The sequence below is a fragment of the Mixta calida genome (genome assembly GCF_002953215.1).
GTDB classification, from domain to species: Bacteria; Pseudomonadota; Gammaproteobacteria; order Enterobacterales; family Enterobacteriaceae; genus Mixta; species Mixta calida.
Genome location: NZ_CP026378.1, coordinates 1,776,652 through 1,793,295 on the forward strand (window position 1 = coordinate 1,776,652; position 16,644 = coordinate 1,793,295).

Consider the following 16,644-nt stretch of genomic DNA (forward strand, 5'->3'; position numbering starts at 1 on the left):
CCCGTCAGCGGGGCGCATGGATTGACACCGATTAACTCAGAGATAAACGCGCAGATACTCCGTCAGGCAGAGCAGCGCCATCGCCTGACCGTAAGGCATGGAGGTCAGCGGAATCTGGCGATAGTAATCCAGAGCGCTGCCCATTGCGGTGCCGAATGACACCTGCGTCAGTTCTCCATCCTCATTGATATGATTCACTACGCCTTTCACCGCCAGCTCCGCCATCGGCAGGTAGTCGCGCGACAGGTAGCGCTTGCGCACCGCTTTTAAAATACCGTAGGCGAAGCCCGCGGTGGCGGATGCTTCCAGGTAGCTGTCGCGATCGTCAAGCAGGGTATGCCACAGTCCGCTCTCATGCTGCCACTGACGCAGCGCGGCGACCTGGCTCTCCAGCACCTGTTGCAGGAAACGGCGCGTGGCGTGCTGCTCCGGCCAGTCCATCAGCTCGATAAACTCAGGGATGACGATGGTCAGCCAGCTATTGCCGCGCGCCCAGCGCGCCCTGGCAAAATTGTGGCGGCCGTCGAAGTTCCAGCCGTGAAACCACAGACCGGTCTCCCGATCCATCAGGTACTGTACGTGCAGCAGGAACTGATAGCTTGCTTCCTCGACATACTCCGGACGATTAAGCAGCTTGCCGATTTTCGCCAGCGGCAGCACGCTCATCATCAGCGTGTCGTCCCACAGCTGCTGGTGGTTCTCATTGTTGTAGACGATATGCTGCAGGCCGCCCTGTTCGGTACGCGGCATTTCATACATGACCCATTCCGCCCAACGCTCCAGCACCGGCAGCAGCGCCGGATTGCGCGTCTCTTCGTAGCGATAAGCCAGCGTCAGCAGCGGGCAAACGGTATTGACGTTTTTGGTCGGCGTGCCTTCCGCCAGGCGCTGACGGAACCAGTCGTCGATAATCGCCAGCGTTTTTTCATCGCCGGTCTGCTGGTAGTAGTGATACATGCCGTACAGACCGATGCCGTGCGTCCATTCCCAGCCGGCCCAGCCTTTGGTATCGATGACGCGCCCGTCATCCAGCCGCAGTAAGAATTCGCCGCTTTCATCGGTAATAGCGACCAGGTTATCGGTCAGCTTCTCAATCAGCTGCACCAGCTGAGGACGCGGCAGAAGGAATTCAGGCTGGCGCAGCAGGGCGCTATGTTTTACAGGAAATACAGTCATCGTTCAGATCCTATCTATCGTTTCAAAGTATGCGGCAACGCCGCGTCGGCAGCCTGGACAGGGCGCAGCGGCGGCGCGGGCGGGCGATGGCGGTTAAGAAAGCCAATATTGTTATTGCCCCACAGGTTTTCATAAGGCAGACCGGCGAGCGTCTCAACCGTCTCGCGCGCTTCGGGCGTAATGCGATCCGGCACCGGATGTCCGGCAAGGCGCATTTTGTTGGTCTCTTCGCGCAGTACGGAATGGGTATGCAGGTTCAGGCGAAAGCGCAGGGAAATAAAGAAGCCGATCGCCAGCACGCACAGCGTGCCGACGCTCAGAATCAGCAGAATGGTGTGCTGTACGCTATCGCTCTGCTGCGCCTGGCCGGAAACAAAGCCGGAGAGTTGCAGTACGATGCCGACCAGCATCACGGCGCCCGCCTGAGAGGCTTTGCGCGTCAGCGTCATAATGCCGGCGAAGATCCCTTCGCGGCGCTGACCGGTAATCACTTCATCGACGTCAGCGATATAGGTGTAGATATTCCATGGCACATAGTTGATGCCACCGCGGCCCAGCCCGGCCAGCGCGGAGATCAGCACCAGCAGCGCCATGCTATCGTTCATGCCGGTATACCAGAGCGCGGCGTAGGAGAGGGCGCTCAGGGCGAACAGCGTTACTACCAGGCGATAGGAAGGCGCAGGCCCAAGGCGGATACAGAGCGGGATCATGCCCATTACCGCAATAAACTGCAAAATCGCCATCGTGCCCATCAGGCTGGAAGCGATCTGCGCGCTCTGCATCAGCACAAACACCACATACCAGGTGAAAACGGCATTAAACACATCCTGCGCGATATAGCCGCCGAGATACATGCCCAGATGCTGACGGAAAATGCGGATGCGCAGCGTTGAGGCGAGTTCGACATAAAGGCGTTTCAGGCTCTGCGCCAGCGTCAGCTGCCGCTTTTCCTCTTCTGCACGGCGCGATTCCTCGGAAAAATCTTCCGGCGCGCGCTCCCAGGTGAACAGCCACACCAGCGTCAACACGATGGCGCAGATAATCGAGAACACCAGGCTGGCGTAAAAAAAGGAGATGGCGTTGTCTTTACCGAAATGGTTAATCAGCACGCCGGGCAGGAAAGCCGCCAGAATGGCCGACAGCTGCGCCAGCGCGATGCGCGCGCCGGAAAACTTGGTTTTCTTTTTGAAATCGTCGGTCATCTCCGGCACCAGCGTTTCATAAGGCACCAGAATCATGGTGTAGACGATATCAAACAGCAGGTAGGTGAGCAGGTAATAGAGATAGCTCATCTCGCCGACCCACATCAGGCTGTAGCTGAATACGCAGGGAATGCCGAGCAGAATAAAGAATTTGCGGCGGCCAAAGCGCTTGCCCAGCCAGGTAGAGCCGAAGTTATCGGTCAGAAAGCCCATCAGCGGGCTGATGACGGCGTCAAGCACGCGCGCCATGGCGAAAATAAAGGTCGCCTCGATCGGCGTCAGACCACAGAAGGTGGTGTAGAAGTAAAGCAGCCAGGCCGCCGTCAGGGCGGTGGTGCCGGCGCCCAAAAAATCGCCCGATCCATAAGCCAGGTAGTGCCGTAAGCCAATTTTACGCTCTGGCATTGTCAATCTCCTCATCATGACTACTGAAATAACGCATGAATTCCGACAGCTCAGACGGATACCTCGAAAGTAGAATGGCTGGCGCGTGCAAACCTTCGCTTTTTTGCTGCAAAGTGGAGGATACTGGCAAAAAAACGAAGAAAAACCTGCCCTGGCTCTAATTTATAAAACAACGTTTTATTTTTTATAGATGGCGTGGATGGTAATGCGAAAAGGCGCACAATAAATCGGCGCAACGGCGAGAGGGTGTACAAAAAAGTGGCACTACGGCGGCCTGAACAAAAGAAAAATGGTGGGAAGGTTGAAAGAAAACGAAATTCTCGCTCATACTCCCATGACTTACTTCTCTGCTAAGGATATGCATCATGGCTGAAGAAACCATTTTCAGTAAAATTATTCGTCGTGAAGTACCAGCCGATATCGTTTATCAGGACGAGCTGGTCACTGCCTTTCGCGATATTTCACCGAAGGCGCCGACGCACGTGCTGATTGTGCCGAACATTCTGGTGCCGACCGCCAACGACGTCAGCGAAGCGCATGAGCAGGCGATGGGTCGCATGTTCACCGTTGCGGCGAAAATCGCGAAAAAAGAAGGCATTGCCGAAGACGGTTACCGTCTGATCGTCAACTGCAATCAGCATGGCGGGCAGGAAGTTTACCATATTCATATGCACCTGGTCGGCGGGCGCCCGCTGGGGCCGATGCTGAGCTAACCGGATTGCGGAACTTCAACATGCGCGCGTTATTCGCCAGTCTGCCGCTGGTTATGCTTCTTACCGCCTGTAGCAGCGATAAAGCGATAATCGATACGTCGCAGTCGCTGATTATGGAATCCTCTGTGCTTTCCGCAGGCATTCTGACCAGCAAACCGACGATTTCCGAACAGTCAGGGCAACAGCGGGCGGCGAGCGTGCTGGAGAACCAGCAGAGCAAACCGGTGACCGTCCACTATCGTTTTTACTGGTATGACGATAAAGGGTTGGAGATCCAGCCGTTCGAGACGCCGCGCACCGTTGTGGTATTGCCAAATCAGCGGCTTGAGATCAGTTCGCAAATCGGCAATCTGATGGCAAGCAAAGTTCGTCTTTATCTTTATCTGTAAGAGGAAAAAACCGTGTCCAGGCGTTTAAAACTCTCCGGCGTCGTGCTGCTTGCATTTTTTCTGGCGGGTTGTATCAACAACCAGCAGTCTCAACAGCCGCCTGCGCCGGTAGAACCTGTCCAACCTTCGCAGCCGTTGCCGCCGGTGGTGCAGCCGCCGCCGATCACCACTCAGCAGCCGGGCGAAGCGGTGCCGCAGCCGCCAAAACTGAAATCTATCGACTGGGACGCCAGCATTCAGCCGCTGGTGGCGCAGATGCTGAAGGCGCAGGGCATTACTTCAGGCAGCGTGCTGCTGGTGGATCGCATTAAAAACAGCACAAACGGCAGCCTGCAAACCGCGAAGGCGACGGCGGCGCTGCAAAATGCGCTGGCGAACAACAACACCTTTACGCTGGTGACGCCGCAGCAGCTGGCGCAGGCGAAGCAGACGCTCGGCCTGTCGCCGGAAGACAGCCTGACTTCGCGCAGCAAAGCGGTGGGCCTGGCGCGTTACGTCGGCGCGCAGTATGTGCTTTACAGCAACGCTCAGGGCGATATCAAATCTCCTGAGTTGCAGATGCAGCTGATGCTGGTGCAAACCGGGGAGATCATCTGGTCAGGCAATGGCAGCGTACAGCATTGACGCCGCGCTGCAGACGCTGATTGATGCCCAACAACCGGCAGCGAAAGCTGCCGGTTGTTTTTATCATCCCCTTAACGGTCTGACCGGCCTCTCCGGCAAGGTGGTTTGCGGTCGCCGGCAGTGGCTGGCGCGGCGTATTCCTTCCTCCCCGATTCCCTTTATCTCGCGCCAGCGCGAATGGCGTATCCTGCATCGCCTGACGGCAAGCGGGCTGGCGCCGCGCGCATTGGCGATCAACGCGCGCTGGCTACTGCTGGAGTGGCTGCCCGGCGAGACGTTGCCGCCGGATCGCTTTTCCGCATGCCAGCCGGAGCTGGTCACGCTGCTGACGCAGCTGCACCGCCAACCGCTGAGCGGCTACCGCCTGCGACTGTTGCCGTTGCTGCAACACTACTGGCTTCAGTGTCGACACCGTCATCCGCGCTGGCTGCGACAGCTGAAGCGGCTGGCGCGGCGCGGTGAACCGCCGCCGCTGCGGCTGGGACTGCTGCATATGGATATTCATCCCGGCAACCTGTTGACGCAGCCCGCCGGTTTGCGCCTGATTGACTGGGAATACGCCGCTGACGGCGACGTGGCGCTGGAACTGGCGGCCATTATCGACGGCAACGGCCTGAACGCCGCGCAGGGCGATGCGCTGTTGGCCGCTTACGCGCGGGCGAACCGTATCGCTCCCGCCGCGCTGCGGCGTCAGGCGGCGCGCTGGCGCCCCTGGCTGCGGCTGCTGATGGCCAGCTGGTATCAGCTGCGTTGGGAGCAGAGCGGCGATGAAACGCTGCGTCAGCTGGCTATCGACGCCTGGCGACAAATTTAGCGCGCGGGTCCCGCATTCTCGTTATGATGTGCGCCAGTTTTTACAGGAGGAATCATCATGTCGATACCCGGTCCGGTCATGCTGGATGTGACAAGTTACGAGCTGGACGCCGAAGAGCGCGAAATTCTGGCTCACCCGCTGGTGGGCGGGCTGATTTTATTTGCGCGCAATTATCACGATCCCGAACAGCTGCGCGAGCTGGTGCGTCAGATCCGCGCCGCTTCCCATGCGCGGCTGGTGGTGGCGGTCGATCAGGAAGGCGGGCGAGTGCAGCGTTTTCGCGACGGCTTCACCACGCTGCCGGCGATGCAATCTTTTGCCGCGCTGAATGCGCCCGAAGAGGCGGACACGCTGGCGCAGGAGGCGGGCTGGCTGATGGCGTCGGAGATGATTGCGATGGATATCGACATCAGTTTCGCGCCGGTGCTGGACATTGGCCATATCAGCGCGGCGATCGGCGATCGCGCGTTCCATAAAGATCCGCATATCGCGCTGCGCGTGGCGCGTCGCTTTATTGCAGGTATGCACGAAGCCGGGATGAAAACCACCGGCAAGCATTTTCCTGGTCATGGCGCCGTCAGCGCCGACTCCCATAAAGAGACGCCGCGCGATGACCGCGACGCGGCGATCATTCGTCAGCATGATATGGCGATTTTCCAACAGCTGATCGCTGAGCAGGCGCTTGATGCCATTATGCCCGCGCACGTCATTTACACTCAGGTTGACCCGCGCCCCGCCAGCGGCTCTCCCTTCTGGCTGCAGCAGGTGCTGCGCGGCGAGCTGAATTTTAACGGCATTATCTTTTCCGACGACCTGTCGATGGAAGGGGCGGCGATCATGGGCAGCTATGCGCAGCGCGCTCAGGCGTCGCTGGATGCGGGCTGCGATATGATTCTGGTCTGCAACGACCGCAAAGGCGCGGTCAGCGTGCTGGATAACCTGCCGCCGATCAAAGCAGAGCAGGTGAGCCGTCTGTATCATCAGGGATCGTTCAGCCGCCAGCAGCTGCTTGATTCCCCGCGCTGGCAGCGCGCCAGCCAGTTGCTGAGCGCGCTACAGCAACGCTGGCTGGCGCACAAGGCGTCGGGCAACTGATACGGGATGCCCGGCAGGTTAATCAACGGTGAGGATAACCATGATTATTTATCTGCACGGTTTTGATTCCAGTAGTCCGGGCAATCATGAAAAAGTATTGCAGCTGCAATTCATCGATCCTGATGTCCGCCTGCTGAGCTACAGCACGCGCCATCCTAAGCACGACATGCAGCATTTGTTAAAAGAAACCGACAAAATGCTGATGCTGAACGTCGACGAACGACCGCTAATCTGCGGCGTGGGGCTGGGCGGTTACTGGGCGGAGCGCATCGGTTTTCTCTGCGATATCCGCCAGGTGATCATAAACCCTAACCTGTGGCCCAATGAAAATATGGGCGACAAAATCGATCGACCGGAAGAGTATCTCGATATCGCCACCAAGTGCGTCAGCAACTTTCGCGCGAAAAACCGCGATCGCTGCCTGACGCTGCTTTCCCGCCATGACGGCATCCTTGACAGCCAGCGCAGCGCCGAGGCGCTGAACCCCTATTATGAGATTGTGTGGGACGAGCAGCAGCCGCATAAATTCCCTGACGTTTCGTCCCATCTGCAACGTATCAAAGCCTTTAAAACGCTGGGCTAAAGCGCCGTTCCGACGGGATAACGCCCTGCGTTGTCCCGCGTTTTTGCGTCATTCTCTGAGTTGTTGCGCTAAAATTGATCTGTATCAAATTTGGTATGACCAAATTACCCCGCCATGCTATTCTGCCTTTAGCTCGCGATTAACGTCGCAACCCTATGTTAATTAAGGGTTTATTTAACCTTTAATTAACTTTTGGTTTACATTTTTGAGGGGGTCTTTTTGACTACGCCATTGAAAAAAATTGTTATTGTTGGAGGGGGCGCTGGCGGACTGGAGCTGGCAACGCAGCTGGGACATAAGCTGGGCCGTCGTAAAAAAGCGGAAATTACCCTGGTGGATCGCAACCACAGTCATCTGTGGAAGCCGCTGCTGCACGAAGTGGCGACCGGCTCGTTGGATGAAGGCATCGATGCGCTCAGTTATCTTGCCCATGCGCGCAACCACCATTTCCAGTTTCAGCTGGGCTCGCTGGTGGATATCGATCGTGAAAATAAACGTCTGCAGCTGGCGGAAATTCGTGATGCGCAGGGCGAAGTGCTGGTTCCCGCGCGCGAAGTGCCTTACGACACGCTGGTGATGGCGCTGGGCAGCACCTCAAACGATTTCGGCACGCCGGGCGTGAAAGATCACTGCATCTTCCTGGATAATCCGCATCAGGCGCAGCGCTTCCATAATGAGATGCTGAACCTGTTCCTGAAATTCTCCGCCAACGCCAGCGCGCAGGAGAAGATCAATATCGCCATCGTCGGCGGCGGCGCCACGGGCGTTGAGCTGTCGGCGGAGCTGCACAACGCGGTGAAACAGCTGCACAGCTACGGCTATAAAGGGCTGGATAACCAGGTGCTGAACGTAACGCTGGTCGAAGCGGGCGAACGCATTCTGCCGGCGCTGCCGCCGCGCATTTCGGCGGCGGCGCATCAGGAGTTGACCAAGCTGGGCGTTAAGGTGCTGACGCAAACCATGGTCACCAGCGCCGATAAAAACGGCCTGCACACCAAAAGCGGCGACTTTATCGAAGCGGACCTGATGGTTTGGGCTGCGGGCATCAAGGCGCCAGACTTTATGAAAGATATCGGCGGACTGGAAACCAACCGCATTAATCAGCTGGTGGTGAAAGAGACGCTGCAAACCACACGCGACGAGGATATTTACGCCATCGGCGATTGCGCCTCCTGTGCGCTGCCGTCGGGCGGATTCGTGCCGCCGCGCGCGCAGTCGGCGCACCAGATGGCCTCTAAAGCGCTGGAAAATATCCTGGCGCAGATGAAAGGGCAGACGCTGAAGCCTTACGTCTACAAAGATCACGGCTCGCTGGTGTCGCTCTCCCGCTTCAGCACCGTCGGCAGCCTGATGGGCAACCTGATGCGCGGCTCGATGATGGTGGAAGGGCGCATCGCGCGTTTCGTCTATATCTCGCTCTACCGCATGCACCAGATTGCGCTGCACGGCTACTTTAAAACCGGCCTGATGATGCTGGTAGGCAGCATCAACCGCGTGATCCGTCCACGTCTGAAACTGCATTAATCACTGGTCCGGCCACGCCGGGCTTTTGCTGCGTCGCGTCTGCGGCGCAGCGCACTTTCTCCGCCCGGCGCAAAAGCGCCATCAGTACCGCTAGGAACTCTCTGAAAACGGAGCATTTATCCTGGTTTGCTGCGTTTCTTCCCTTTATCTGATTGCTGGTTTTCCTCCCTGTCTGCAAAATTTTCATAACTAGCACGGCGAGTCGCGCACGCCGAGTATGCCTCGCTGCAACGGAACCGGCAGCGGCAGGATTGCGCGGTAACATTATCAGGAGGATTTCCTGTGAATAAATCAATGATAGCGGGTATGGGTATTGGTGTAGTTGCTGCTCTGGGTGTGGCGGCCGTGGCCAGCATGAACGTATTTAATCCTGGCCCCCAATACGCACAGGTTATTTCCGCAACGCCTATCAAGGAAACTATCAAGAATCCGCGTCAGGAGTGCCGCAACGTTACGTTAACTCATCGTCGCCCGGTGCAGGATGAAAACCGCATCGCCGGCTCGGTGCTGGGCGCAGTGGCGGGCGGCGTGCTCGGCCATCAGTTCGGCGGCGGACGCGGCAAGGATGTAGCGACCGTCGCGGGCGCGCTGGCGGGCGGCTATGCCGGCAACCAGGTGCAGGGCGGTCTGCAGGAGCGCGATACCTACACCACGACCGAACAGCGCTGTAAAACCGTCTACGACAAACAGGATAAGATGCTGGGTTACGACGTAACCTACAAAATAGGCGACCAGCAGGGGAAAATTCGTATGGAAAATGACCCCGGCACCCGTATTCCTCTGGACCGTAACGGCCAGTTGATTCTTAACAGCAACAGTAATCAAGCGTAGCTGACGCCTTATAATCAGGCGTAGCGAACGCCATACAAAAAAACGGGGCCTGACGGCCCGTTTTTTTGCCTCGGTTTTCCATCGGCCGTTAACCGGTCAGCGTATGTTGCTGCATCTGCTCCATCAGTTCACGGAGCCAGCTCATGCGCAGCTTGCGTTCGGTCAGATCGCGCGTGAATTTCAGGCGCGTCGGACCATCCAGCCGCCACTGCTGCGGGTCCTGCTGCAACAGGCCGATCAGCCAGGCCGGGTCCACTTTGTTCTTCTCGGCGAACTCGATAAAGCCGCCTTTCTCGCTGGCTTCGATACGGCGCACGCCGAGCTGCTGCGCGGTCAGGCGCAGCGCGGCGATATCCAACAGGTTGCGCGCCGCATCGGGCAGGTTGCCGAAGCGGTCGATCAACTCCACTTTCAAATCGTCCAGCTCGCGGCTGTCGTCCGCGCTGGCGATACGCTTGTAGAAGGAAAGACGCGTATTGACGTCGGGGATAAAATCGTCCGGCAGCAGCGCAGGCATACGCAGCTCGATATCGGTCTGATTGCTGGTGAGGTCCTCCAGCGACGGCTCTCGTCCCTCTTTCAGCGCATCGACGGCGTTCTCCAGCAGCTCCATATAGAGCGAGAAGCCGATGCTTTCCATCTGGCCGCTCTGATCTTCGCCCAACAGCTCGCCCGCACCGCGGATTTCCAGGTCGTGCGTCGCCAGCGCGAACCCTGCCCCTAAATCCTCCAGCGAGGCGATCGCCTCCAGACGTTTATGCGCGTCGGTGGTCATCGCTTTCGGCGGCGGCGTCAGCAGCCAGGCGTACGCCTGGTGGTGCGAACGGCCAACGCGTCCGCGCAGCTGATGCAGCTGCGCCAGGCCGAAATGGTCGGCGCGTTCGATAATAATGGTGTTGGCGGTCGGAATATCGATGCCGGTTTCAATGATGGTGGTGCACACCAGCACGTTGAAACGCTGATGATGGAAATCGTTCATCACCCGCTCCAGATCGCGCTCGCGCATCTGCCCGTGTCCGATAGCGATGCGCGCCTCCGGCACCAGTTCCGTCAGCCGTTGCGCCGCCTTTTCGATATTCTCCACGTCGTTATAGAGATAGTAGACCTGGCCGCCGCGCAAAATTTCACGCAGGATCGCCTCGCGCACCACCAGATGATCGTATTCGCGCACAAAGGTTTTCACCGCCAGACGTCGGGCGGGCGGGGTAGCGATAATCGACAGATCGCGCATTCCGCTCATCGCCATATTCAGCGTACGCGGAATCGGGGTCGCGGTCAGCGTCAGGATATCGACGTCGGCGCGCATCGCTTTGATGCGCTCCTTGTGACGCACGCCGAAGCGGTGCTCCTCATCGACGATCAGCAGCCCCAGATCGCGCCATTTCAGGTCGCTCATCAGCAGCTTGTGCGTGCCGATCAGAATATCAATTTTGCCTTCGCTTGCCTGCTCCAGCACCTGCGCCTGTTCTTTGGCGCTGCGGAAGCGTGAAAGCATCTCAATGCGCACCGGCCAGTTGGCGAAGCGGTCGCGGAAGTTATCATAGTGCTGCTGCGCCAGCAGGGTGGTGGGCACCAGCACCGCCACCTGCTTGTTGTTCTCCACCGCGAGAAAGGCGGCGCGCATCGCCACTTCGGTTTTGCCGAAGCCGACGTCGCCGCACACCAGGCGATCCATCGCCAGCGGCTCACACATATCGCTTATCACCGCATGAATCGCCTGCGCCTGATCCGGCGTAGTCTCAAACGGGAAGCTGTCGCAGAACAGCTGATACTGTTCGCGGTCAAATTTAAAGGCGTAGCCCTGCTTAGCGGCGCGCTGCGCATAGATATCCAGCAGTTCCGCCGCCACGTCGCGCACTTTTTCCGCCGCTTTCTGGCGCGCGCGCGACCAGGCGTCGCTGCCCAGCTTGTGCAGCGGGGCGTTTTCATCGGCGCCGCCGGCGTAACGGCTAATCAGATGCAGCGAGGAGACCGGCACGTAGAGCTTGGCGTCGTTAGCGTAAGCCAGCATCAGGTATTCCGCCTTGATGCCGCCCGCTTCTAGCGTCGTCAGGCCGATATAGCGCCCGACGCCATGCTCCAGATGCACCACCGGCTGACCGGGATGCAGTTCCGCCAGGTTGCGGATCAACACGTCGGGGTTGATAGTGCGGCGCGTTTCCTGACGACGGCGGGTAACGCGTTCGCCCAGCAGGTCGCCTTCGCAGATTAATGCGCGCTGGCGCAGATTATCGATAAATCCGCGTTCGCTGGCGCCGATCATCAGGTAGTGACCCGGCTCGGCGGCCTCGTCGAAGCGTTGAATCAATTTCGGATTCAGCTTGATGCGCGCCAGCAGTTCCTGCAACGCTTCGCGGCGGCCTTCGCTCTCAACCGAAAAGATCGCCGCGCCGTTAAAGCTTTCCAGGAAGCGACGCAGATTATCGAGCGGCGCCTTCGCCTGCGGCTCCACCGCCAGCATGGGCAGCGGCTGATAGTCGAGATTGGTGTTGGCCGCTTTATCCGGCAGCGCCTCGGCGCTCATGCGCACGCGCGGCCACTGCTTGAGCTCGGCGAACAGTTGATCGGTGTGCAGCCATAAGGTTTCCGGCGGCAACAGCGGACGCATCGGATCGACGCGGCGGTTTTCAAAGCGCGCGGTAATATCCTGCCAGAAGCGGTCGGCGCTGGCCTCCAGATCGCCGGTGCTGACCACCAGCGTATCGCGCGGCAAATAGCTGAACAGCGGCACCAGCGGCTGTTCAAAAAAGAGCGGCTGCCAGTATTCAATACCGGCCGGCAGCGTGCCCTTGCTCACCTGCTGATAGATATGCTCCGGCTCGCGCAGCACGTCGAAATGTTCGCGCCACTGGCTGCGGAACAGCTCGATGGCGGCTTTGTCGGTCGGAAATTCGTGAGCGGGCAGCAGGTTGATCGCCTCCACCTCTTCCAGCGTGCGCTGGCTGTCGACGTCGAACAGACGCAGGCTGTCGATCTCGTCATCGAAAAAGTCGATGCGGTAGGGCTGTTCGCTGCCCATCGGAAACAGGTCCAGCAGCGCGCCGCGCGTGGCGTATTCGCCATGCTCCATCACCTGATCGACATGGCGATAGCCCGCCTGCTCCAGCTGCGCGCGCAGCCTGTCGCGCGACAGCTGCTGCCCTTTATGCATCACCAGCGCATGGCCGTGCAGGAAATCGTGCGGGCAGTAGCGCTGCATCAGCGTATTGACCGGCAGGATCAGCACGCCGCGCGTCAGCGTTGGCAGGCGATAGAGCGTGGAAAGGCGGGAAGAGATGATGTCCTGATGTGGAGAGAAGCTGTCGAACGGCAGCGTTTCCCAGTCGGCCAGGCTGATCACCGGCTGGCGGGTAAACTGTTGGATCTCATCCTGCAGCCGCAGCGAGGTTTGCATATCCGGCGCAACCAGCATTACCAGCCCCCGGTGACGCTCCGCCATCTCCGCGCATTCGACGGCGCAGGCGGCGCCGGTGAGCTGTCCCAGCTGGCGTTGATCGGCTGCCGCGGCGGGCAGGGCATAGCGAATCTGTTCAGGCATAGTCGTTTCGACGTTCTCTCTGTTTATTTCAGGGGCGTAATCATTCCACAGAACGCGGCACGGATCATCTGCTGAGGCAGGCTTTTTGCCTCAGCGCGATAACTGGCCCGGCGGCTGTCTCCTGACGCGACGCGGCTCAGGAGGCGGGGCGCGACAAATTAACGCGGTCGCAACGCATCTCGTCGCCGGGGTTCAGCTCTTTTTCGGCATGCAGGCTCCAGGTGCCGTCATCCCAACGCACATGGTAACTGGCGGGAAAATTTCCCTGGGAAAACACCGCCGTTACCTGACCGCGAATTTCCCCGGACTGATGTTTGACAATCGCGCCTTTTGCATACTTACTCATAAACGGCTCCGGTGCCAACGGCACGGCTGATGTTCCACCTTAACCCTTTAAATAGTAAGGGCCAGTATAGTGCAGATTGGCGCGGGAGCGAGGAAGGCGGCTTCGTCTGATGCTTTTTCCGGCAGCTGACGAGCGCTGAAAAATTCTGACGCATCTTTAGCGTTAACTCGAAGGGGTAAAGGTTCCATAAAGCAGGCGGCTCCTTTATCATCCTGACTACTTTTGCTTTTTGCCACGCATAAGACGGATCTCATGTATCAACCTGTCGCGTTATTTATCGGTCTGCGCTATATGCGCGGACGTGCCGCAGACCGCTTTGGCCGGTTTGTTTCCTGGCTTTCCACTATTGGCATTACCCTTGGCGTGCTGGCGCTGGTCACCGTGCTGTCGGTGATGAACGGCTTTGAGCGCGAGCTGGAGGGCAATATTCTCGGTCTGATGCCGCAGGCGTTGATCGCCGGCGAAAAAGGCTCGCTCAATCCACAACAGCATCCCGCCAGCGAACTGAAGCTGCAGGGCGTACAGCGCGTCGCGCCGCTCACCACCGGTGACGTTGTGCTGCAAAGCGCGCGCAGCGTCGCGGTGGGGTAATGCTCGGCGTTCAGCCGGACGAGGCGGACCCGCTGACCCCTTATCTGGTGAATGTGCAGCAGCAGGCGTTACAGCCCGGCCAGTACAATATCATTCTCGGCGAACAGCTGGCTGCCCAGCTGGGCGTCAAACGCGGCGACCAGCTGCGCCTGATGGTGCCTTCCGCCAGTCAGTTTACCCCGATGGGCCGTCTGCCCAGCCAGCGCCTGTTCAACGTGATCGGCACCTTCGCCGCCAACAGCGAAGTGGATGGCTATCAGATGCTGGTGAACCAGCAGGACGCCTCGCGCCTGATGCGCTACCCGGCGGGCAATATTACCGGCTGGCGCCTGTGGCTCGACAGGCCGCTGGCGGTGGACAGCGTCAGTCAACAGGCGCTGCCGCAGGGCCTGGTGTGGAAAGACTGGCGCGACCGCAAGGGCGATCTGTTCCAGGCGGTGCGTATGGAAAAAGATATGATGGGGCTGCTGCTGAGCCTGATCATCGCCGTGGCGGCGTTTAACATCATCACCTCGCTCGGTCTGCTGATCATGGAGAAGCAGGGCGAAGTGGCGATTCTGCAAACCCAGGGGCTTACCCCCCGGCAAATTATGCTGGTGTTTATGGTGCAGGGCGCCAGCGCCGGCATTATCGGCGCGCTGCTCGGCGCGCTGCTCGGCGTGCTGCTGGCCAGCCAGCTTAATAACCTGATGCCGGTGATCGGCATGTTCCTCGACGGCGCCGCGCTGCCGGTCGATATCTCTTTCTGGCAGGTGATCGCCATTGCGCTGACCGCGATGGCGCTGGCGCTGCTCTCGACGCTTTATCCATCCTGGCGCGCCGCCGCCGTACAACCCGCTGAGGCTTTACGCTATGAGTGATTCAATTCTGTTGCAGTGTGACCAGCTGTGCAAACGCTATCAGGAAGGGAGCGTGCAGACAAACGTGTTACGCGACGTCAGTTTCACTATGCGGCCCGGCGAAATGATGGCGATTGTCGGCAGCTCCGGCTCCGGCAAAAGCACCCTGCTGCATCTGCTGGGCGGCCTGGACGCGCCTACATCCGGCGATGTGCTGTTCAACGGCCGCGCCTTAAGCAGCATGAGTTCCGCGCAGAAAGCGGAGCTGCGCAACCGCGAGCTGGGCTTTATCTATCAGTTCCACCATCTGCTGCCCGACTTTACCGCGCTGGAAAACGTGGCGATGCCGCTGCTGATCGGTAAAAAAAGCAAGCCGGAGGCGCAGGAGCGGGCGATGGCGATGCTGAACGCCGTCGGCCTGGCGAAACGCGCCGCGCACCGTCCCTCCGAGCTTTCCGGCGGCGAACGTCAGCGCGTGGCGATCGCGCGCGCGCTGGTCAACAATCCTCGTCTGGTGATGGCGGACGAGCCGACCGGTAACCTGGATGCGCGCAATGCCGACGCCATTTTCGATCTGTTGGGTGAGCTGAACGTGCGCCAGGGCACCGCGTTTCTGGTGGTGACGCATGACCTGCATCTGGCGAAGCGCCTTCCCGCGCAGCGTGAGATGCGCGACGGCCAGCTTAGTGACCATGTCACGCTGGCGGGAGCGTTGTAATGGCGTCTCTTTCTTTACTATTGGCGACGCGCTTCAGCGGCGGACGGCGGCGCGGCGGCATGGTGTCGCTGATTTCAGTGATCTCCACGCTGGGCATCGCGCTTGGCGTGGCGGTGCTGATCGTCGGCCTCAGCGCGATGAACGGCTTTGAGCGCGAACTGAATAACCGCATTCTGGCGGTGGTGCCGCATGGCGAAATCGAACCGGTCAACGGCCAGCTGGCGGACTGGCGGCAGCTGCTGCCGCGCATGGCGCAGGTGCCGGGCATCGCCGCCGCCGCGCCCTATATTAATTTTACCGGGCTGGTGGAGAGCGGGGCGAAGCTGCAGGCGATTCAGGTGAAAGGGGTCGATCCCGCGCAGGAAACGAAGCTCAGCGCGCTGCCGCAGTTTGTGCAGAACAACGCCTGGGCTAGCTTCAGCGCCGGTAAGCAGCAGATTATTATCGGCAGCGGCGTGGCGAAATCGTTAGGCATTCGCCAGGGCGACTGGCTGATCATCATGATCCCCAACAGCGACGGGCAGAATAAGCTTCTGCAACCGAAGCGCATTCGTCTGCAGGTCAGCGGCATCTTGCAGCTGAGCGGCATGCTCGATCACAGTCTGGCGCTGGTGCCGCTGGCCGACGCGCAGCACTATCTGGATATGGCGGATAACGTCACGGGCATCGCGCTGAAAATGACCGATCCCTTTAACGCGGTGAAGCTGGTGCGCGACGCTGGCGAGGTGACGCGCGCCTATGTTTATATCCGTAGCTGGATCGGCACCTATGGCTATATGTATCGCGATATTCAAATGATCCGCGCAATTATGTACCTGGCGATGGTGCTGGTGATCGGCGTCGCCTGTTTTAATATCGTTTCCACGCTGGTGATGGCGGTGAAAGATAAAAGCAGCGATATCGCCGTGCTGCGCACGCTGGGAGCGAAGGATGGCCTGATCCGCGCCATCTTCGTCTGGTACGGTCTGCGCGCCGGGCTGCTCGGCAGCCTGAGCGGCGTGGTGGTGGGCGTGCTGGCGGCGCTGAACCTGACGCGGCTGATCCGTGGGTTCGAACAGCTGACCGGGCATCATTTTCTTTCCGGCGATATCTACTTTATCGACTTCCTGCCGTCGGAGCTGCACTGGCTCGACGTGGCCTCGGTGCTGGCGACCGCTATCGTGCTGAGCCTTGTGGCGAGCTGGTATCCGGCGCGGCGCGCCAGCCGCATCGATCCGGCGCGGGTGTTGAGCGGGCAATGATCTTAGCGTGACAGG

At 59.3% G+C, this 16,644-nt stretch carries 15 protein-coding genes and 1 pseudogene; 11 read left to right on the plus strand and 5 right to left on the minus strand.

From position 1 onward, the window contains the following. Window positions 1–36 precede the first annotated feature (36 nt). The gene (bglB, locus tag C2E16_RS08395; protein WP_084971597.1) at window positions 37–1,176 is read right to left on the minus strand and encodes a beta-galactosidase BglB; all 1,140 of its coding nucleotides are present in this window, start codon (window positions 1,174–1,176) and stop codon (window positions 37–39) included. A 14-nt stretch (window positions 1,177–1,190) separates the two neighbouring features. Then, window positions 1,191–2,783, minus strand: coding sequence for an MFS transporter (locus tag C2E16_RS08400; protein WP_038626758.1), 1,593 nt, complete (start codon window positions 2,781–2,783; stop codon window positions 1,191–1,193). A gap of 365 nt (window positions 2,784–3,148) precedes the next feature. Between C2E16_RS08400 and hinT the strand changes: the two genes are divergently transcribed. The 8 genes from hinT (at window position 3,149) to C2E16_RS08440 (ending at window position 9,356) form a co-directional block, all read left to right on the plus strand. Further along, a complete protein-coding gene (gene hinT / locus C2E16_RS08405; RefSeq protein ID WP_038626756.1) occupies window positions 3,149–3,496 on the plus strand; it encodes a purine nucleoside phosphoramidase in 348 nt (115 codons plus the stop codon). Between the two features lie 20 nt (window positions 3,497–3,516). Next, entirely contained in the window at window positions 3,517–3,885 is a 369-nt protein-coding gene (locus tag C2E16_RS08410; RefSeq protein WP_084971599.1) for a YcfL family protein, read from the plus strand. 12 nt (window positions 3,886–3,897) lie between these two features. Further along, the gene (gene lpoB / locus C2E16_RS08415; RefSeq protein ID WP_038626751.1) at window positions 3,898–4,509 is read left to right on the plus strand and encodes a penicillin-binding protein activator LpoB; all 612 of its coding nucleotides are present in this window, start codon (window positions 3,898–3,900) and stop codon (window positions 4,507–4,509) included. After that, on the plus strand, window positions 4,490–5,323 hold the full coding sequence (gene thiK, locus C2E16_RS08420) for a thiamine kinase (protein ID WP_038626749.1): 834 nt from the start codon (window positions 4,490–4,492) through the stop codon (window positions 5,321–5,323). Before lpoB ends, thiK begins: the two co-directional genes overlap by 20 nt. 57 nt (window positions 5,324–5,380) lie before the next feature. Then, window positions 5,381–6,418 (plus strand): beta-N-acetylhexosaminidase, encoded by a 1,038-nt coding sequence (gene nagZ, locus C2E16_RS08425; RefSeq protein WP_174705313.1) that lies wholly within the window; start codon window positions 5,381–5,383, stop codon window positions 6,416–6,418. Window positions 6,419–6,458: 40 nt separating this feature from the next. Next, window positions 6,459–7,001: an alpha/beta hydrolase YcfP gene (gene ycfP, locus C2E16_RS08430; RefSeq protein ID WP_038626745.1), complete on the plus strand. Its 543-nt coding sequence runs from the start codon at window positions 6,459–6,461 to the stop codon at window positions 6,999–7,001. A gap of 219 nt (window positions 7,002–7,220) precedes the next feature. Beyond that, window positions 7,221–8,525 (plus strand): NAD(P)/FAD-dependent oxidoreductase, encoded by a 1,305-nt coding sequence (locus C2E16_RS08435; protein ID WP_084971688.1) that lies wholly within the window; start codon window positions 7,221–7,223, stop codon window positions 8,523–8,525. Between the two features lie 282 nt (window positions 8,526–8,807). After that, window positions 8,808–9,356, plus strand: a complete 549-nt coding sequence (locus tag C2E16_RS08440) for a glycine zipper 2TM domain-containing protein (protein ID WP_104951467.1) — start codon at window positions 8,808–8,810, stop codon at window positions 9,354–9,356. A gap of 88 nt (window positions 9,357–9,444) precedes the next feature. Here C2E16_RS08440 and mfd read toward each other — a convergent pair whose 3' ends face one another. From mfd to C2E16_RS20975, 3 genes are all read right to left on the minus strand, one after another. Further along, on the minus strand, window positions 9,445–12,894 hold the full coding sequence (gene mfd, locus C2E16_RS08445; RefSeq protein WP_038626738.1) for a transcription-repair coupling factor: 3,450 nt from the start codon (window positions 12,892–12,894) through the stop codon (window positions 9,445–9,447). Window positions 12,895–13,030: 136 nt separating this feature from the next. Continuing rightward, window positions 13,031–13,240: a hypothetical protein gene (locus tag C2E16_RS08450; RefSeq protein WP_038626736.1), complete on the minus strand. Its 210-nt coding sequence runs from the start codon at window positions 13,238–13,240 to the stop codon at window positions 13,031–13,033. 47 nt (window positions 13,241–13,287) lie between these two features. Further along, window positions 13,288–13,476, minus strand: a complete 189-nt coding sequence (locus C2E16_RS20975) for a hypothetical protein (protein WP_146051635.1) — start codon at window positions 13,474–13,476, stop codon at window positions 13,288–13,290. 16 nt (window positions 13,477–13,492) lie between these two features. Between C2E16_RS20975 and lolC the strand changes: the two are divergent. From lolC to lolE, 3 genes and pseudogenes are all read left to right on the plus strand, one after another. Continuing rightward, window positions 13,493–14,691, plus strand: a pseudogene (gene lolC / locus C2E16_RS08455) (lipoprotein-releasing ABC transporter permease subunit LolC). Then, the gene (lolD, locus tag C2E16_RS08460) at window positions 14,684–15,388 is read left to right on the plus strand and encodes a lipoprotein-releasing ABC transporter ATP-binding protein LolD (RefSeq protein ID WP_038626731.1); all 705 of its coding nucleotides are present in this window, start codon (window positions 14,684–14,686) and stop codon (window positions 15,386–15,388) included. The pseudogene lolC and the gene lolD overlap by 8 nt, the downstream one beginning before the upstream one ends. Beyond that, a complete protein-coding gene (gene lolE, locus C2E16_RS08465) occupies window positions 15,388–16,629 on the plus strand; it encodes a lipoprotein-releasing ABC transporter permease subunit LolE (protein ID WP_084971518.1) in 1,242 nt (413 codons plus the stop codon). The genes lolD and lolE overlap by 1 nt, the downstream gene beginning before the upstream one ends. Window positions 16,630–16,644 lie beyond the last annotated feature (15 nt).

What these genes read in the sequence shown, in the direction of transcription:
- C2E16_RS08450 (WP_038626736.1), bottom strand. Translation starts at nt 13,240, where the DNA reads ATGAGTAAGTATGCAAAAGGCGCGATTGTCAAACATCAGTCCGGGGAA.
- hinT (WP_038626756.1), top strand. Translation starts at nt 3,149, where the DNA reads ATGGCTGAAGAAACCATTTTCAGTAAAATTATTCGTCGTGAAGTACCA.
- mfd (WP_038626738.1), bottom strand. Translation starts at nt 12,894, where the DNA reads ATGCCTGAACAGATTCGCTATGCCCTGCCCGCCGCGGCAGCCGATCAA.
- bglB (WP_084971597.1), bottom strand. Translation starts at nt 1,176, where the DNA reads ATGACTGTATTTCCTGTAAAACATAGCGCCCTGCTGCGCCAGCCTGAA.
- C2E16_RS08410 (WP_084971599.1), top strand. Translation starts at nt 3,517, where the DNA reads ATGCGCGCGTTATTCGCCAGTCTGCCGCTGGTTATGCTTCTTACCGCC.
- lolD (WP_038626731.1), top strand. Translation starts at nt 14,684, where the DNA reads ATGAGTGATTCAATTCTGTTGCAGTGTGACCAGCTGTGCAAACGCTAT.
- lolE (WP_084971518.1), top strand. Translation starts at nt 15,388, where the DNA reads ATGGCGTCTCTTTCTTTACTATTGGCGACGCGCTTCAGCGGCGGACGG.
- ycfP (WP_038626745.1), top strand. Translation starts at nt 6,459, where the DNA reads ATGATTATTTATCTGCACGGTTTTGATTCCAGTAGTCCGGGCAATCAT.
- nagZ (WP_174705313.1), top strand. Translation starts at nt 5,381, where the DNA reads ATGTCGATACCCGGTCCGGTCATGCTGGATGTGACAAGTTACGAGCTG.
- thiK (WP_038626749.1), top strand. Translation starts at nt 4,490, where the DNA reads ATGGCAGCGTACAGCATTGACGCCGCGCTGCAGACGCTGATTGATGCC.
- C2E16_RS08400 (WP_038626758.1), bottom strand. Translation starts at nt 2,783, where the DNA reads ATGCCAGAGCGTAAAATTGGCTTACGGCACTACCTGGCTTATGGATCG.